At 38.7% G+C, this 17,576-nt stretch carries 16 protein-coding genes and 1 pseudogene; 15 read left to right on the top strand and 2 right to left on the bottom strand.

Annotation, left to right across the window (positions count from 1 at the left end):
- Nucleotides 1–110 precede the first annotated feature (110 nt).
- From NSQ94_RS15610 to uvrA, 4 genes are all read left to right on the top strand, one after another.
- A complete protein-coding gene (locus tag NSQ94_RS15610; RefSeq protein WP_144597336.1) occupies nt 111–404 on the top strand; it encodes a hypothetical protein in 294 nt (97 codons plus the stop codon).
- A gap of 373 nt (nt 405–777) precedes the next feature.
- Nucleotides 778–1,008, top strand: coding sequence for a DUF2198 family protein (locus tag NSQ94_RS15605; RefSeq protein ID WP_063389185.1), 231 nt, complete (start codon nt 778–780; stop codon nt 1,006–1,008).
- Between the two features lie 125 nt (nt 1,009–1,133).
- Complete coding sequence (uvrB, locus tag NSQ94_RS15600) at nt 1,134–3,116, top strand: excinuclease ABC subunit UvrB (protein WP_063389184.1); 1,983 nt, start codon at nt 1,134–1,136, stop codon at nt 3,114–3,116.
- 6 nt (nt 3,117–3,122) lie between these two features.
- Nucleotides 3,123–5,999, top strand: coding sequence for an excinuclease ABC subunit UvrA (gene uvrA / locus NSQ94_RS15595; protein WP_339229628.1), 2,877 nt, complete (start codon nt 3,123–3,125; stop codon nt 5,997–5,999).
- A gap of 433 nt (nt 6,000–6,432) precedes the next feature.
- On the opposite strand, the gene NSQ94_RS15590 is transcribed toward uvrA, so the two are convergent.
- A complete protein-coding gene (locus tag NSQ94_RS15590; protein WP_339229626.1) occupies nt 6,433–7,596 on the bottom strand; it encodes an acyl-CoA dehydrogenase family protein in 1,164 nt (387 codons plus the stop codon).
- A gap of 193 nt (nt 7,597–7,789) precedes the next feature.
- Between NSQ94_RS15590 and NSQ94_RS15585 the strand changes: the two are divergent.
- The 4 genes and pseudogenes from NSQ94_RS15585 (at nt 7,790) to NSQ94_RS15570 (ending at nt 10,964) form a co-directional block, all read left to right on the top strand.
- Nucleotides 7,790–8,506, top strand: a pseudogene (locus NSQ94_RS15585) (amino acid ABC transporter ATP-binding protein).
- 63 nt (nt 8,507–8,569) lie between these two features.
- Nucleotides 8,570–9,424, top strand: a complete 855-nt coding sequence (locus NSQ94_RS15580) for an amino acid ABC transporter substrate-binding protein (protein WP_063389181.1) — start codon at nt 8,570–8,572, stop codon at nt 9,422–9,424.
- A gap of 86 nt (nt 9,425–9,510) precedes the next feature.
- Complete coding sequence (locus tag NSQ94_RS15575; protein WP_235600504.1) at nt 9,511–10,209, top strand: amino acid ABC transporter permease; 699 nt, start codon at nt 9,511–9,513, stop codon at nt 10,207–10,209.
- Between the two features lie 26 nt (nt 10,210–10,235).
- On the top strand, nt 10,236–10,964 hold the full coding sequence (locus NSQ94_RS15570) for an amino acid ABC transporter permease (protein ID WP_063389179.1): 729 nt from the start codon (nt 10,236–10,238) through the stop codon (nt 10,962–10,964).
- Between the two features lie 701 nt (nt 10,965–11,665).
- Here the strand turns inward: NSQ94_RS15570 and sda are convergent.
- Nucleotides 11,666–11,821 (bottom strand): sporulation histidine kinase inhibitor Sda, encoded by a 156-nt coding sequence (gene sda / locus NSQ94_RS15565; protein WP_094245206.1) that lies wholly within the window; start codon nt 11,819–11,821, stop codon nt 11,666–11,668.
- A 237-nt stretch (nt 11,822–12,058) separates the two neighbouring features.
- On the opposite strand from sda, the gene NSQ94_RS15560 reads away from it, so the two are divergent.
- The 7 genes from NSQ94_RS15560 (at nt 12,059) to NSQ94_RS15530 (ending at nt 17,419) form a co-directional block, all read left to right on the top strand.
- Nucleotides 12,059–12,418, top strand: coding sequence for a phage holin family protein (locus tag NSQ94_RS15560; protein WP_144597327.1), 360 nt, complete (start codon nt 12,059–12,061; stop codon nt 12,416–12,418).
- 63 nt (nt 12,419–12,481) lie between these two features.
- Nucleotides 12,482–13,399, top strand: coding sequence for a metallophosphoesterase (locus tag NSQ94_RS15555; RefSeq protein ID WP_066249048.1), 918 nt, complete (start codon nt 12,482–12,484; stop codon nt 13,397–13,399).
- 138 nt (nt 13,400–13,537) lie between these two features.
- Nucleotides 13,538–14,473, top strand: coding sequence for an HPr(Ser) kinase/phosphatase (hprK, locus tag NSQ94_RS15550; RefSeq protein WP_066249051.1), 936 nt, complete (start codon nt 13,538–13,540; stop codon nt 14,471–14,473).
- 25 nt (nt 14,474–14,498) lie between these two features.
- Nucleotides 14,499–15,308, top strand: a complete 810-nt coding sequence (lgt, locus tag NSQ94_RS15545) for a prolipoprotein diacylglyceryl transferase (protein WP_066249053.1) — start codon at nt 14,499–14,501, stop codon at nt 15,306–15,308.
- Between the two features lie 26 nt (nt 15,309–15,334).
- A complete protein-coding gene (locus NSQ94_RS15540; RefSeq protein ID WP_144597325.1) occupies nt 15,335–16,279 on the top strand; it encodes a nucleoside recognition domain-containing protein in 945 nt (314 codons plus the stop codon).
- The gene (gene ppaX / locus NSQ94_RS15535) at nt 16,269–16,907 is read left to right on the top strand and encodes a pyrophosphatase PpaX (protein WP_327873127.1); all 639 of its coding nucleotides are present in this window, start codon (nt 16,269–16,271) and stop codon (nt 16,905–16,907) included. The genes NSQ94_RS15540 and ppaX overlap by 11 nt, the downstream gene beginning before the upstream one ends.
- Before the next feature lie 5 nt (nt 16,908–16,912).
- Nucleotides 16,913–17,419 (top strand): acyltransferase, encoded by a 507-nt coding sequence (locus tag NSQ94_RS15530; RefSeq protein WP_066249061.1) that lies wholly within the window; start codon nt 16,913–16,915, stop codon nt 17,417–17,419.
- Nucleotides 17,420–17,576 lie beyond the last annotated feature (157 nt).

Genomic DNA, 17,576 nt, shown 5'->3' with positions numbered 1-17,576 from the left:
TTTCGATGTAAATTTATGTTAGTGATTTTGCTCATCTACAGTTATTATTTAAAAACAGTATGTCTATGGGATATCTTATTATCGGGGATTAAGAAGACCTTTATAAATACATGAATGAAGAGGATATTCAACAATTTCAAAATGTAATAAAAATCTATGTATTGTCAGATGAACAGTTAAATGAAGAAGATGCAGATATTTTTAGAGAGTTTGCAATGGATTTAGTTGATGGTAAAGATTTTTGTGCATTAATACTGGATTTTCATGTAAATGGAGAATTGTTTGAAAATCTACCACTAGATCTTAAGGTGGAAGATTATCAAAAAATATTACATGCAGTAAATTCTGAATACGATATTTCATATGTAAATTTAGATCATTTGTTTTATCTATCTCAAGATTAAGAAAGAGTATCCAATAGTGAAAAAAGGCGACTATTGGATGCTTTTTTATATGCTTAGGGTAGTCTTAGGGGGTGACCGTAAGAAAAAAGTAAATATAGTATAAAAGTTGCTTTCATAAAGGCGAATTTTTTAGCCTATGAGCTTCATTATTGCATTTAAATATAATCATAAAGCTATTTCTATTCGTTTATTTTGACTTCATCGATTTCAACTATTTCCCCTGTATCCTAGGTTTTCTGACCGCTATACATCGCATTATTTTTTATTCTTTGCATTGGCTTATTTTTCCCTTCTCTTTTGTGGTTTTGCTTGAAAGCTTTTTGAGGGCTTCAATATAATAAATGTATAACCGTTGACGAAGAGAGGTTTTTTTATGATCAAGCTTGTGTTTGCCGCATTCGCCCCTTTTTTGCTTGTCTTATTTTTCACAAGAGTTACATATAGTCATGTCGTTGGGACATTGTTGACGGCTGGTTTATTAATTGCCTCTTATTTTGCAGGTCATATGGATACTATTTATATCGCCATTTTGGATGTAGCCAGCTTAGCAGCTGGTTTTATCGCTGCCAGAAGCATGAAAAAGGATAAGAAAACATCTACTTAAACCTGTTCAACACGATTGACAGGTTTTTATTGTCTATGAAAATCAAACGTCAGTTCGTATTTTTGGTGATTCAGCCTGATTATATGTTAAAATAAAATATAAGTTTCTGAATTGGAGGATGTTCCATGGATCGGTTTGAATTAGTTTCAAATTACCAGCCTCAAGGAGATCAGCCGAAAGCTATCAAAGAGCTGGTGGAGGGAATCAGGCAAGGAAAAAAACATCAGACATTGTTAGGTGCAACTGGAACTGGCAAAACGTTTACGATATCCAATGTGATTAAAGAAGTGAACAAACCGACGCTGGTCATTGCCCATAATAAAACGCTAGCCGGACAGCTGTATAGCGAGTTTAAAGAATTTTTCCCGAACAATGCAGTTGAATATTTTGTCAGCTATTATGACTATTATCAGCCGGAAGCGTATGTTCCGCAAACAGATACGTATATTGAAAAAGATGCGAGCATTAATGATGAAATTGATAAATTAAGACATTCGGCCACCTCTGCATTGTTTGAACGGAAAGATGTTATTATTATCGCAAGCGTTTCTTGCATATATGGTTTAGGTTCGCCAGAAGAATATCGTGAGCTGGTCGTAAGTCTTCGCACAGGAATGGAAATCGAGCGCAATGACTTGCTGCGCCGTTTAGTGGATGTGCAGTATGAAAGAAATGATGTAGATTTTCGCAGGGGAACTTTTCGTGTACGCGGGGATGTAGTGGAAATTTTCCCTGCTTCGCGCGATGAACATTGTATCCGCGTGGAATTTTTCGGAGATGAAATCGACCGTATCCGTGAAGTTGATGCGCTGACAGGCGAAATTATTGGAGAGCGGGAGCATGTAGCAATTTTCCCGGCATCACACTTTGTGACAAGAGAAGAAAAAATGAAAATTGCCATTGCTAATATTGAAAAGGAGCTTGAGGAACGGCTGCATGAACTGCGGGAGAATGGAAAGCTTTTGGAAGCGCAACGGCTCGAGCAACGGACAAGATATGATTTAGAAATGATGCGGGAGATGGGCTTTTGCTCCGGGATTGAAAACTACTCCCGTCATCTTACATTAAGACCGCCCGGTTCGACTCCTTATACGCTTTTAGATTATTTTGGAGATGATTTTTTGATCGTCATTGACGAGTCGCATGTGACGATTCCGCAAATCCGCGGGATGTACAACGGCGACCAGGCGAGAAAACAAGTGCTTGTCGATCATGGATTCCGTTTGCCTTCAGCACTTGACAACCGTCCGTTAAAATTTGAGGAATTTGAAAAGCATATGAAACATGTCATTTATGTTTCTGCCACCCCTGGGCCGTATGAGCTGGAGCATACGCCGGTTGTTGTTGAACAGATTATCCGCCCGACTGGACTTTTAGATCCAACCATTGACGTCCGACCTGTTGAAGGGCAAATAGACGATTTAATCGGCGAAATTCAAAAGCGGGTTAAACGGAATGAGCGGGTGCTTGTGACCACATTAACGAAAAAAATGGCGGAAGATTTAACGGATTATTTGCGGGAAATCGGGATTAAGGTGACATATCTCCATTCCGAAATTAAAACGCTCGAGCGCATTGAAATTATCCGCGACCTGCGGCTTGGCAAACATGAAGTGTTGGTCGGGATCAATTTGCTCAGGGAAGGGCTTGATATTCCGGAGGTCTCTCTCGTTGCAATTTTGGATGCAGATAAAGAAGGATTTCTCCGTTCGGAACGTTCTCTTATTCAAACAATCGGACGGGCGGCTCGGAACGCAAACGGGCATGTCATTATGTATGCTGATACAATCACAAAATCGATGGAAATCGCCATAAACGAAACAAAACGGCGTCGTGCGATTCAAGAGGAATATAACCGTCAACATGGCATTACGCCAAAAACGATTCAAAAAGATATTCGCGATGTAATTAGGGCGACATATGCAGCGGAAGATGAAGCAGAATATAAAACGGAAAAGGCTGTGAAGCTGAACAAAATGTCGAAAAAAGATCGAGAACAACTGATAGCCCGTATGGAAAAAGAAATGAAAGAAGCTGCAAAAGCATTAGATTTCGAAAGAGCTGCTGAATTGCGCGATCTAATTTTGGAGCTGAAAGCGGAAGGATGATTGGATATGGCAATGGATAAAATTGTTGTAAAAGGTGCACGCGCTCATAATTTAAAAAACATTGATGTCACGATTCCAAGAGACAAGCTTGTCGTTGTAACAGGTTTATCGGGATCGGGCAAATCTTCTTTAGCATTTGATACAATTTATGCAGAGGGACAGCGGCGATATGTGGAGTCTTTATCTGCCTATGCCCGCCAATTTTTAGGACAAATGGATAAACCTGATGTCGATGCGATCGAAGGCTTATCGCCGGCCATTTCGATTGATCAAAAAACGACAAGCAGAAATCCGCGTTCAACGGTCGGAACGGTGACAGAAATTTATGACTACCTACGGCTTCTTTTTGCCCGTGTCGGGCGGCCGACATGTCCGGTGCATGGGATAGAAATTTCTTCGCAAACAATCGAACAGATGGTTGACCGGATTATGGAATATCCGGAACGGACAAGACTGCAGGTTCTTGCGCCTGTTGTGTCTGGAAAAAAAGGAATGCATGTGAAAACATTGGAGGAAATAAAAAAGCAAGGGTTTGTCCGCGTGCGGATTGACGGAGAAATGATGGAGCTTACTGATGATATTTCTCTTGAAAAAAATAAAAAACATTCCATCGATGTCGTTGTGGATCGGCTGATCGTGAAAGAGGGGATTATAAGCCGGTTGACCGATTCAATTGAAACAGCTTTAAAATTAGGTGATGGAAAAGTCATAATTGACATCATCGATGGCGAAGAGCTGCTTTTCAGTGAACATCATGCCTGCCCGATTTGCGGTTTTTCGATTGGAGAGCTTGAACCACGGATGTTTTCCTTTAACAGCCCGTACGGAGCTTGTCATGCTTGTGACGGCTTAGGTTCAAAACTAGAGGTGGATTTGGATCTCGTTATTCCAAATAAAAACTTGACATTAAAGGAACACGCAATTGCACCGTGGGAGCCGACAAGCTCTCAATATTATCCGCAGCTTCTTCAAGCGGTTTGCAACCATTACGGTATTGATATGGACATTCCAGTTAAAGATATACCGAAACATCTGCTCGATAAAATTTTATTTGGAAGCGGCGGGGAAAAAATTTATTTTCGCTATGAGAACGATTTCGGGCAAATCCGGGAAGGCTATGTAGAATTTGAAGGTGTGGTCCGCAATATTGAACGGCGCTATAAAGAAACGACATCTGATTTCATACGTGAACAAATGGAAAAATATATGACGAATCAGCCGTGTCCGACATGCAAAGGGCATCGACTGAAAAAGGAAAGTCTGGCTGTTCTTATTAACGGACGCCATATCGGACAAGTCACTCAATTATCTATTCGTGAAGCCTATCAGTTTTTTGACCAATTGGCATTGACAGAAAAAGAAATGAAAATTGCCAATTTGATTTTAAGAGAAATAAAAGAACGGCTGAATTTTTTAATTGAGGTAGGTCTTGATTATTTAACATTAAGCAGATCAGCTGGTACGCTCTCTGGTGGAGAAGCGCAAAGAATCCGTCTTGCCACGCAAATCGGATCAAGACTGACAGGAGTACTTTATATATTGGACGAGCCGTCTATCGGTTTGCATCAACGGGACAATGACAGGCTGATCCGTGCTCTTCAAAATATGCGGGATATCGGCAATACATTGATTGTAGTTGAACATGATGAAGATACGATGCTTGCGGCTGATTATTTGATCGATATTGGGCCGGGAGCTGGCGTGCACGGCGGTCAAGTTGTAGCTGCGGGTACACCAAAAGAAGTGATGAATGATGACCGTTCGCTTACAGGACAATATTTGTCAGGGAAAAAGTTCATTCCATTGCCGGTCGAAAGAAGAAAACCGGATGGTCGGTATATTGAAATAAAAGGAGCAAGCGAGAACAATTTAAAAAATGTAAATGTCAAATTTCCTTTAGGTGTATTTTTGGCAGTAACAGGTGTATCTGGTTCGGGGAAAAGTACGTTAGTCAATGAAATATTGCAAAAAGGCTTGGCGCAAAAGCTGAATAACAGTAAAACAAAACCTGGTGTCTATAAAGAAATGAAAGGGATTGAACATCTCGATAAGGTCATCAGCATTGACCAATCTCCGATTGGAAGAACGCCGCGTTCAAATCCAGCTACGTATACCGGCGTATTTGACGATATTCGTGATGTGTTTGCAGCAACGAATGAAGCGAAAGTAAGAGGCTATAAAAAAGGACGCTTCAGTTTTAATGTGAAGGGCGGCCGCTGTGAAGCATGCCGAGGCGATGGAATCATTAAAATTGAAATGCATTTTCTTCCAGATGTATATGTTCCGTGTGAAGTATGCCACGGAAAAAGATATAACCGGGAAACTCTTGAAGTCACATATAAAGGAAAAAATATTGCGGATATTTTAGAAATGACTGTGGAAGACGCACTTCAGTTCTTTGAAAATATTCCAAAAATCAAACGGAAGCTGCAAACCATTTACGATGTAGGACTTGGTTATATGAAACTTGGTCAGCCGGCTACGACAATGTCCGGTGGGGAAGCACAACGGATAAAGCTTGCTTCAGAGCTGCATCGCAGATCTACTGGAAGATCGCTGTATATTTTAGATGAACCGACAACAGGGCTGCATGTTGACGATATTGCTAGACTCTTGAAGGTTTTGCATCGGCTTGTTGAAAACGGAGATACAGTTCTTGTAATTGAGCATAACTTAGATGTGATTAAATCAGCTGACTATATCATCGACCTTGGACCAGAAGGCGGGGACGGCGGAGGAACAATCATTGCAACGGGTACCCCTGAAGAAGTGGCAGAAGCGAAACAGTCTTATACAGGAAAATATTTAAAACCGATTTTGGATCGGGATCGGGAGAGAATGAAAAATTTCATTTTGAAAAAAGAGGCAGCGGCAAACAGTTAAATAGGCTGTTGCCAGTCTCTTTTAAATGACGAAGAATGTTCCTGAAACGGATGGTTTTACTCCATCGGTTTTCAGGAGATGAGTTGTAGATTTTTACTAGCCCTTTCAGCGAAAAATCGAGGAAATACTGATTTTCTTTGATATATGAACATTTCGCATAAAACAGAGCTTGAGCCCTTTGTGTGACAAAGGGCTCTTTTTTTATAAACTGATGTTTCTCCTATCATTCATTCAAATTCATAATTTTGAAGACTCGATGAATCGGATTCTCCGGCGTCTTAGTTATTGTGCTCACGATGTCTACAATTACCGAATGTATTGAATATCTTTGATGCATTGCTAATTCATAAAAAAGCTGACCCAAAAAAATATTTGACGGCCTTGGATCAGCTTTTTTAAAATCAGTCCCTGTGAAAAGAAGGCATTATATAAATTATTTATTTTCCATTTCTTGAATGGCTGTTTGAGCCAATTTAGAAATCGTCATATCATCCATTGGCGGATTGTGAAGCCCTGCTCTCACATCACGATAATACCGCTGCAGCGGATTTGACAGTTGAAGGCTTTTTGCTCCAACTAGTCTCATCGCCTTATCGACAATGTTGATGGCTGAGTTCGTCACAATATGCTTCGCAACACTAAGCTCGTTTGTAATGTATGGACGGCGTGCTTCATCATCATAAATTTCCGCTACGCTATACAAGAAATGTCTAGCTTTCATTAATTCTAAGTCAATCTGACCGATTAAATTTTGTACATTTGGCAATTGGCTAATGGTTCCATTTATACTATTTGGAGAATATTCTGTCGCAAATTTCACTGCATAATCACGCGCCGCCTGTGCAATACCTAAATAACAAGCGGGAATATGCAGAATCCAACCATTTATTGTATTTCCTCTCGGTCCATGGTTTAGCTCTACAAAATTTTCTTCTGCTACTTCAACGTTATCTAACACAAGATCGTGACTTTCTGTTCCTCTCATGGCGATAACGTCCCAATTTTTTTCAATTGATAATCCCTTTGCTTCTCGTTCAATTAAGAAAAATCCAATTCCTTCCTTTTCTTCAACCCATGCAGATACAAGAAAATGTGTCAGCACAGGTGACATAGTAGTATATGTCTTTCTGCCCGAAATAATCCACTTGCCATCTCTTTTCACTGCTTCCGTTTCAGGGCGCCCGCCGCGGGTTGGACTGCCTGTTTTTGCTTCACTAACTGCTCTGTTCACCAAAGCGCCGTTTAAAATTTCTTTTGCAAAAGAGACAAGCTTTTCTTCCCTCCAAAGTTTTTTCTCATACAACTCCCCAACGACGCCCAGATGCCAACCGATGGCTAGGCCTGTAGCGCCATCAAAGCTAGCAATGGTTTCTTGGAATAGAACTAGATCTGTGACACCAATGCCGCCGCCTCCATATTCTTTTGGCAGCGAGAGCTTCGTATACCCCATATTGACAAGCGCTTGGATATTTTCTTTTGGAAACTTTGTCTTTTCATCGCTTTCCCTAGAATGACTTTTAAACGACTTTTCATGCTTTAACAGCTTTTCGATCCACAATCTTTGCGCATCCGTTTTCACAAATAATTTTTTTGACACGTTCCACACTTCCTTAAGCAAACTCTGTTCAGATTAATATTTTAATAGGTTCAATGAACTATTAAATTTACGAACATTTTCCATTATAACAATTTAATTCATACTTTACAACTAGGAATAGTTGTGTTATAGTTTAGATTATTCAATTAACCCAATGTTTTGATATTTTTGATAATAAAGAGAGGTGATTCGTATAATCGAATTAAAGGACATTCAAAAAAGCTTTAAAAAAATTCAATTCTTAAAGGAATTGATGTAAAAGTAAACAAAGGGGATGTCCTAGTTATTATCGATTCAAGCGGATCTGGGAGAATCACCCTTCTTCGATGTATGAATGATTTAGAAAGACCTGACGGAGGTACTATTACTATTGATGTGTTTTCCGTGGAAGGAAAACATGCGTCAAAAAAAGTCATTTTAACGCTAAGACGAAAGACCGCAATGGTTTTTCAGCATAATAATTTATTTAAAAAATAAGACGGTGCTGGAAAACGTAATGGAAAGTCTTATCGTTGCAAAGAAAATGAAAGCTGCCAAAGCGCGTAAAATTGGCATTGATTTACTTAAAAAAGTTGGCCTGGAAGAGAAAATGAATGACTATCTTGGCCAGCTGTCCGGCGGTCAACAGCAGCGTGTTGGTATAGCGCGAGCACTTGCTTTAAACCCTTCCGTCATTTTATTTGATGAACCTACTTCCGCGCACGATCCTGAGATGGTTGGAGAGGTTTTGTCGATTATTAAAAAAATTGCTGATGAAGGCAAAACAATGGTGATCGTAACTCATGACATTCACTTTGCAAGAGAAGTAGTGAATCGTGCTGTGTTCATGGCAGACGGTGCCATTATTGAACAGGGACCGCCTGAAGAAATATTAGTTCATCCAAAGCATGAGCGAACAAAACAATTTTAAAAAAGGCTTCTAATAGAGCCTGAATATACTATTTTAAAATTTACATGGGGGGAAAATTACTGCATGAATCGTAAACGTATTTGGACAAAATTCTTTTTATTCATTTTATCTATTTTCGTCATCGCTGGTTGTTCGAACAGTGAAAGTAAAGAAACTGATGACGGCAAAAAAGTGATTAAAGTGGCATTAAGTGATGAAGTAAATCCACCATTTTTATATACGGATGATCAAAATAAACCTATCGGTTATGATATGGATTATTTAGCGGAAATTGAAAAGAAATTGCCAGAATACAAGTTTGAGTATACGTTTGGAGAAGAAGAATCGAATTTAATCGGGGTTGACACAGGAAAATTCGATTTTGCGATTAACTGGTTTTTCAAAAATCCGGAAAGAGAACAAAAATTCCTTTATCCAGAACATGAGTATGGATACTCTTTAACTGTATTAGTGACGAAATCAGATCGAAATGATATTAAATCGTTAGATGATATGGTTGATAAAAAACTCGCTCCAATGGCGCCAAGCGGTGGACTTCGTGCTATTTTAAACGGGTACAACGAAAAGAATCCAGATAATCCGATCGAGATTGAAAGTATGGAAAATCCGTCAGCAGCAGATAACTTAAAACGTGTTGCTGAAGGAAAAGCAGATGCTGTTTTTTTGAACAAAACTACATTTGATGCTCTTCAAAAAGAGCTGAAATTGGATTTGAAAATAGGTGGTATCGTTTCGAAAGAGCCGGTTTATATTGTTTATAACAAAAAACATAAAGAACTAGCTGAGAAAATTGACAAAGCAACTGCTGAATTAATTGAAGACGGTACGCTTCCGAAACTTGCTGAGAAATGGTTTGGTGTAGACTTTTTCAAAGACCTTGACTATATTAAAAAAGAAGGATTCCAATACGAGAAATAATCAAAAACCGTATTGAATGATTATTTAATCATTCAATACGGTATATTTAAATTCGTATATATTTCTTAATGAAGGTGGTGAGCAAAATTAACACGAGTTTACAAGATTGGGCAGATTTATTTTTGAAAGTGTTAGATAAGCTCCCTCTAACATTGTTCATGCTGGTCACATCTTTATTTTTCGCTTTAATTTTAGGTGTTATTATCGCGATTATTCGAATCCAAAAACCGCCTATCCTTTATGGAATTGCAACATTTTACTTGTCATTCACACGTTGTACTCCGTTATTAGTTCAGCTGTTTCTTGTCTATTTCGGACTGCCTCAATTATTGCTAGTTTTTAATATTGATATTAATAGTTGGAACAGACTTGTTTTTGTTATTATTACATTCTCATTTCATACAGCAGCTTATTTATCAGAAGTTATCCGTTCAGCTTACTTAGCTGTCGGCACGGAGCAATTAGAAGCAGCATACAGCGTTGGCATGACGTATACACAAGCTCTAAGGAGAATTATTTTGCCTCAAGCTTTTGTCATTTCATTGCCTAATTTAGGCAATAATATTATTGAATTGTTAAAAGATACATCACTTGCCTTTTCGATCGGTATTATTGATATTATGGGGCAAGTTCGAATTATTTTAGGGAATAATCATGGTATGGGAATGTTTGAGATTTATGTCGTGATCTCTCTTGTATATTGGGGTACTTGTATCCTCATTGAAGGTATTATCGGCTATGCCGAAAAAGTGTTTAAAAAAGGTCGAGTTAGTTTATCTAAGTAATTTTTTGCTAAGGATCGTGATAACTCGTGGCAACAACTATTGATTTTAAATTTGCTTTAGAGCAAGTGCCTGAAGTGTTAAAAGGTGTGCCAGTGACATTGACGATTGCCATTGTTGCGATGGTGCTTGGACTTGTATTCGGGCTGCTTATTGCTCTTTGCAGAATATATAAAGTTCCTGTACTAAATCAATTGTCCATCGTTTATATTTCTTTTATTCGGGGAACACCGTTAGTTGTCCAATTGTACGTCTTTTTCTACGGTGTTCCGGTATTGTTTGATTTTCTTAATCATCATTTCGGATTGAATTTAAATGCGGATGAAGTTCCGACGATGATTTATGCATTAATTGCTTATACAATCAATACAGCTGCTTATGAGGCAGAAATATTCCGCGCATCGATCAATGCAGTAAACGCTGGACAAATGGAAGCTGCGTACTCAGTCGGCATGACAACTGCACAAGGATTATATCGAATCGTCCTGCCTCAAGCATTCGTTGTGGCTTTTCCGAATTTAGGCAATACGTTTATTGGACTGATCAAAGCAACATCTTTAGCTTTTGCTGTAAAAGTCGTAGAAATTTTAGCCATTACAAGAATTATAGCAAATAATGGATATAAATTTTTAGAAATGTATTTAGTTGCATCGATCATCTACTGGATTATTTGTTGGGTATGTGAAGTCATATTTGCCAAACTCGAAAAGAAAATGAGCCGTTATGAAAAACGGATGGATCTAAAAACAACTGCATAATCGGATGAAATTTTCCTAATTTACGGAAATATTAAAAAAACACCAAATGACATTGAACCAATTGAAAAAAAGAAGCCCCACATGTTTAAACATTGCACGTTGTGGGGTCTTTTTACAAAAAAATTAGGTCGAGATAATTAATTGTTTTAAATTTATCCCTTGATCGCTTCATGGCTTTTCGGACTAGTTGCTGCATTATTTAAAATTTCGGTTGTCCTTCAGTTTCTTTTATAGATGAAGATACGATTTGGTGAAATTTTTCCTATATAAAGTATGAATTGTGCTGCGAACAAAGTGTGGACTAATATGATACAGCAGTGCGCGTTTCGTGATAATTGCTTGGTAGACAAATGAAAAATTCGCAGCTTTTGTACAAAAGCTGCGTTCATTGCAAATGCCAGTTTCCACCTAATTGCACACAATTTGTGCTAATGAATAAATGAAAACATATTTCTCTAGCAAAAAATTAAATTTATTTAGCATGAAAAAATGCCCTGACATCGTTCGAGAAAGGAGAACGGCCTTTTCTTACATTGTGTCATAACGTATGAAGGGCTGTCCATAAGTCAGTTTTCTGCTTATGTAACAACCCCTTTCAGAAAAAATTATATAAACGATCATGAAACATCCATTCCAATTCAAGAAAAATTCGTTTTACAAAATAACGAAAAAATGGTATAATTTTCTCCGTGAGTTTAATTTTATTGTACATTTATGTTAGGAGAGGAAAGGACAATTCCTCTTCTAACAATTTCTTCTTCTAATAAAACGATAAACTCTTCACTAGCCTCAATTTGAATGGCTTCATAATAGGCTTTCATTAACAGGTAATCAGATAAAAGATACAATGAGTTCATTTGAACTGCTGCCCCTCCTTTCTGTTAAAATAAACAAACGTTTACGTCAGGACAGAAAGACGAGTCGTCTAGGGCAAGCGAAATATGAAAATTCAGAAAATATAAAGCCTATCAACTCCTTTTCCATTTGTGTAAAGAATGTTACCAAAATAGTGAAAAAATGTCAATCTGTTTCATACTTTCACATAGAAAGTGTTATAATAATTTGTAAATAGAAAGTGAAAAGGACGAATTTCGATGTTTATTAGATGGTTGATAAGCATTTTATTAAATGCACTGATTTTGATAGTTGTAGCTGGGTTCTTTGATTCGTTTTATTTAAGCGGAGTTGGAGCGGCTATTGTAGCCAGTATGATTTTGTCAGTGTTAAATGTTTTTGTGAAGCCGTTTCTCATATTATTGACATTGCCGATTACGGTTTTTACTCTCGGAACATTTTTATTTGTCATCAATGCAGTTACGTTGATGATTGCCCAGGCAATAATGGGAGATGCCTTTAATATTGATGGCTTTGGAACTGCCCTCCTCGCCTCCATCTTCATTTCATTTTTGAATCTGCTCATTCAATTGGTGTTTATGAACCGTTTTAAAGACTAATGAAAAAGATTTTTTCATTCATATCTCCTATCGTTTCGGGAATGATACGAATAGGTGATATAAATGAAAAAAATCTTTCCTCTTATTATTTTTGTTTTCATGATTTTATCTCCCGCATTTCCTAGCTTTGAGCTTGCAGCTTCGCCAAATGATTCAAACGTCTACACGATCGTATGGCTTTCAGACACTCAATACTATTCGGAAAAATACCCTCATATTTTTCGTAATCAAATGGACTGGATTGTGCAAAATCGCGATAATTGGAATATACAATATGTTGTTCATACCGGTGATATTGTCAACCGTGCGGAAAAGAAACAGCAGTGGGTTCAAGCAGACCGCATGTTCCGAAAACTGGAACAGGTGTCTATCCCTTATGGAGTGCTTGCGGGCAATCACGATTTAGTAAAAGGAAAATCATATAAAATGTTTCATCAATATTTTGGAAAAGATCGTTTTTTCACGAAGCCTTATTATGGTGGGGGGTATCGGAATAATCGAGGGCATTACGATTTAATTACGCTCGGACATCAACATTTTCTTTTTTTGTATATCGGCTGGCATGTTGACAAAGACAGCATCAGCTGGATGAACGAAGTCTTAAAACGTCATTCAGACCGAACAGCAATCATAGCTGTCCATAAATATTTGCATAAAAATGGAAAACGAACGCTTGTTGGAAATCGTATATTTCGCAATATCGTCAAAAAGAATCCAAATGTAAAAATCGTTTTGAGCGGCCATTATGATGACAGTGAGTTATTAAAAACAAAAATTGATGATGATCATGATGGGACTCCTGATCGGATTGTTTATGAATTATTGGCGGACTATCAGGGGGCTCCTGAAGGAGGAGAAGGCTTTTTACGCTTGCTCCATTATTTTCCGAGTCGCTCCAAATTTTATGTCCGTGCATATTCACCTTATTCCAACAAACATTTTTTTTTCCCTCCTAAAAAAGAAGAGTTTTGGATTGAATAGCTGCATCTTTCGCTCCGATGCCCTTGTCTCTGCTTTTAAGCAATGAATGTCTTTGATGAAAGATGTTTGTTGCCAAAAAGAAAAGTGCTACAATAAAAAGATGAAAAAAGTTTTTTAAGTCTAAGGAGGAAAGACTTCGTGTCGAAAGTACGTACAAAAGATATTATCGAAAAATTCCAACTTGAATTGATCAGCGGAGAAGAGGGAATCAGCCGGCCCATTATTACAAGTGATCTTTCCAGACCTGGTCTTGAAATGGCTGGTTATTTTACATATTATCCGAAAGAGCGTATACAGCTGCTGGGAAGAACGGAGCTTACGTTTTTTGCAAAATTGACGCCTGAAGAAAAGAAAAGCCGGATGGAACAGCTATGTACGGATGTAACACCGGCAATCATTGTGTCAAGAGAGATGGAGGCTCCGCCGGAATTAATTGAGGCATCTGAAAAATCAAATGTTCCAGTGCTGCGCTCACCATTAAAAACGACCCGCTTGTCAAGCCGCTTAACCAATTTTTTGGAAAGCAAGCTTGCTCCAACGACAGCTGTACATGGAGTGCTTGTTGATATTTACGGGGTGGGTGTTTTAATTACAGGAAAAAGCGGGGTCGGCAAAAGTGAAACTGCTCTTGAACTGGTGAAAAGAGGGCATCGCTTGATTGCAGATGACTGTGTTGAAATTCGTCAGGAGGATCGGGATACATTAGTCGGCAGTGCTCCGGAATTGATCCGCCATCTTTTAGAGATCCGCGGTCTTGGAATCATTGATGTGATGACATTGTTTGGTGCAGGAGCCGTCCGCAGTCATAAGCGAATTTCCCTTGTCATCGATTTGGAATTATGGGATCCGAACAAACAATACGACCGTTTAGGACTCGATGAAGAGAAAATGAAAATTTTGGATGCGGAACTGACAAAATTAACAATTCCTGTCCGTCCTGGAAGAAATTTGGCTGTTATTATTGAAGTTGCGGCAATGAATTTCCGGTTAAAAAGAATGGGATTCAATGCGGCGGAACAATTTACAAATAAATTGGCGGATGTTATCGAAGATGGAGATCACGACGATTTTTAATTGATGAAATAGGAGAGATGAGAGAATGAAAGAGGCAATTCAGCCCATTGATCCAATCGCATTTCAGCTAGGCCCATTACAAGTTCATTGGTACGGGATCATTATAGGAATCGGCGCATTGCTCGGCCTATATTTGGCGATGCGTGAAGGGGAGAGAAGAGGTCTTCATAAAGATATATTTGTCGATCTTGCATTATTTGCTATTCCTATTGCGATTATATGTGCCAGAACTTATTATGTCATTTTTCAATGGGAATATTATTCTGAAAATCTTTCGGAAATCCCTAAAATTTGGCATGGTGGCCTTGCCATTCACGGCGGGTTAATCGGTGCTGTGGCAACCGGGATTGTGTATGCAAAAGTAAAAAAACTATCTTTCTGGCAACTGGCTGATATAGCTGCACCGAGTATTATTTTAGGGCAGGCGATCGGCAGATGGGGGAATTTTATTAACCAGGAAGCTCATGGAGGACCTGTTTCAAGAGAATTTTTGGAAAATCTCCACTTGCCTGAATTTATCATTAATCAAATGTATATAAATGGACAATATTATCACCCGACTTTTTTATATGAATCCATTTGGAATCTCGCTGGGTTCATCATTTTAATTTTGCTAAGAAGGTTTAATTTGCGGCGTGGAGAGCTGTTTTTATCATATGTTATTTGGTATTCGATCGGGCGATTTTTTATCGAAGTCATGAGAACTGATAGTTTGATGCTGACGGAAACGGTAAAAATGGCACAGGTCATTTCGATTTTACTTATTCTTAGTGCAATTGCTCTTATAATTTACCGGAGACTAAAAAAAGTAGAAAGATATTTAGATGAATATTGATAAATTGCTGGAATGAAGGTGAAACTTTGAAACAAACATTGAAAAAAGGATTACAAACAGGATTGGAAACAACGTGGACTCTCGGTAAAGTCATTTTCCCTGTAACGTTGATTGTTTCATTTTTACAACATACTCCTTTGATTGATTGGATGGTGCATTTTATAACGCCGGTCATGAAGGTGATCGGGTTAAATGGAGATGCTGCTATCCCCCTTGTGATTGGGAATTTTCTTAACTTGTATGCGGCGATTGGAGCCATTTTGTCCATTGATTTTACGGTAAAAGAAGTTTTTATTTTGGCAGTCATGCTGTCATTTTCCCACAACTTATTAATCGAAACGACTGTAGCAAGCAAAGTCGGTGTGAAACTGTGGATCATCTTGTCCGTCCGGCTCGGACTGGCATTTTTTTCGGCTTTTATCATCAATCTTTTTTGGGACGGCGGTGGAGAAAAAGCTCAATACGGATTTATAACTCAACAAGATGCCGTGCCTTCAGACTGGGGAATGATTTTACTTGAAGGGCTTGAAAAAGCGGCAATGGGAGTCATTCAGCTTGCGGCCATCGTCATCCCGCTAATGATTGCTATTCAATTTATGAAAGATTTAGGCTGGGTCGACGCTTTCTCAAAAAAGATGGAGCCGGTAACCGAAATGCTGGGAATGAAGAAGAACACTTCGACAACGCTTGCGGCAGGATTAATTTTCGGGCTTGCCTACGGGGCTGGCGTGATGCTGCAAGCAGTAAAAGAAGATGGAGTGGAGCATCGCGATTTAACGTTGGCGTTTATATTCCTCGTTGCCTGCCATGCTGTGATAGAAGACACATTGATTTTTGTTCCGATCGTCGGTTCAGTTTGGCCGCTTTTACTCATCCGGCTGTTCGCAGCCATTCTTTTAACGATGATTATCGGTTTTGTCTGGAAAAAACAAGCACATATCGGGAAAAGGGGAACGGTTTATGAACATTGACACCGTATTGTTTGATTTGGACGGCACGTTAATAAACACAAATGAATTAATTATTGAATCGTTTTTACATACGCTAAACTATTATTATCCGGGCAAATATCAACGGGAAGATATACTTCCTTTCATCGGGCCTCCGCTTATTGACACATTTCAACGTATTAACCCTGAAAAAGCGGAGGAAATGGTCCGAAGATATCGGGAGTTTAATCATGCCCAGCATGATCTGCTTGTGAAGGAATATGATCATGTGCACGAAACGGTTCGAGCTTTAAAAGAAAAGGGATTGAAACTGGGCATTGTGACAACGAAAATTCGCGACACTGTTATGATGGGGCTGAAATTAACGAAAATGGATTCATTTTTTGACGCAATTATCACACTGGATGATGTACAGCATGCGAAGCCTCATCCTGAGCCTGTCTTGTCCGCTCTTAAATTGCTCGGTTCCGAGCCGTCTAATGCATTAATGGTGGGAGATAACCTTCATGATATAGAGGCGGGAAAAAATGCAGGAACATTAACGGCAGGAGTTGCTTGGAGCATAAAAGGGAGAGAGTATATAGAATCGTTAAAGCCAGATTTTGTGCTGGACAAAATGAGTGATTTATTGGACATTGTGATGGAGTGAAGATTGTGAGAAGAACGGATAAATTTCCTGTGGAAGGCGCAAACTCCCTTTGGCAGGTGTACAAGACGGTTTCTTTTTGGAAAGTTGTCAAAAATGTCATCGTGATTCTTATCGCGCGCTACACTCCATTTATGTCTATCAAAAACTGGCTTTACCGCACATTTCTTGGCATGAAAATCGGACAGCAAACATCGTTTGCATTTATGGTTATGGTAGATATTTTGTTCCCGGAAAAAATTAAAGTTGGGCGCAATTCTATTATCGGATACAACACGACGATTTTAGCACATGAATATTTAATCGATGAATATCGCATCGGCGAAGTGGAAATTGGAGATGAAGTCATGATCGGAGCAAACACGACTATTTTGCCTGGTGTGAAAATTGGAAATCGAGCTATCGTTTCTGCCGGCACTGTAGTTCATAAAGATGTTCCGGAAGGCTCTTTTGCAGGAGGAAATCCAATGCAAATCATCTACACAAAAGAAGAAATGGAAAAAAGAAAGCGGTAAGCGTCATCAATTTTTGTCGCTTACCGCTTTTTGATTAAGCAGGATAGAGCGAAAGTGAAATAAAGGCGCTTTGTGAAAGAAGTTTACATCAAAAACTTATTGATTATAAATCTTTATTTTGGTAGTATGGTAACATATTAGCGAATTAAAGTGAATG

The organism is Aeribacillus sp. FSL K6-2833, from assembly GCF_037965815.1.
GTDB classification, from domain to species: domain Bacteria; phylum Bacillota; class Bacilli; order Bacillales; family Aeribacillaceae; genus Aeribacillus; species Aeribacillus composti.
The sequence above is the reverse complement of the archived record's forward strand: the minus strand, read 5'-3'. Positions and strand labels throughout refer to the sequence as shown.

Excerpts from the sequence above, each read along its gene's own strand:
- NSQ94_RS15610 (WP_144597336.1), top strand. The coding sequence starts at position 111 with ATGAATGAAGAGGATATTCAACAATTTCAAAATGTAATAAAAATCTAT.
- NSQ94_RS15605 (WP_063389185.1), top strand. The coding sequence starts at position 778 with ATGATCAAGCTTGTGTTTGCCGCATTCGCCCCTTTTTTGCTTGTCTTA.
- uvrB (WP_063389184.1), top strand. The coding sequence starts at position 1,134 with ATGGATCGGTTTGAATTAGTTTCAAATTACCAGCCTCAAGGAGATCAG.
- uvrA (WP_339229628.1), top strand. The coding sequence starts at position 3,123 with ATGGCAATGGATAAAATTGTTGTAAAAGGTGCACGCGCTCATAATTTA.
- NSQ94_RS15580 (WP_063389181.1), top strand. The coding sequence starts at position 8,570 with ATGAATCGTAAACGTATTTGGACAAAATTCTTTTTATTCATTTTATCT.
- sda (WP_094245206.1), bottom strand. The coding sequence starts at position 11,821 with ATGAACTCATTGTATCTTTTATCTGATTACCTGTTAATGAAAGCCTAT.
- NSQ94_RS15560 (WP_144597327.1), top strand. The coding sequence starts at position 12,059 with ATGTTTATTAGATGGTTGATAAGCATTTTATTAAATGCACTGATTTTG.
- NSQ94_RS15555 (WP_066249048.1), top strand. The coding sequence starts at position 12,482 with ATGAAAAAAATCTTTCCTCTTATTATTTTTGTTTTCATGATTTTATCT.
- lgt (WP_066249053.1), top strand. The coding sequence starts at position 14,499 with ATGAAAGAGGCAATTCAGCCCATTGATCCAATCGCATTTCAGCTAGGC.
- ppaX (WP_327873127.1), top strand. The coding sequence starts at position 16,269 with ATGAACATTGACACCGTATTGTTTGATTTGGACGGCACGTTAATAAAC.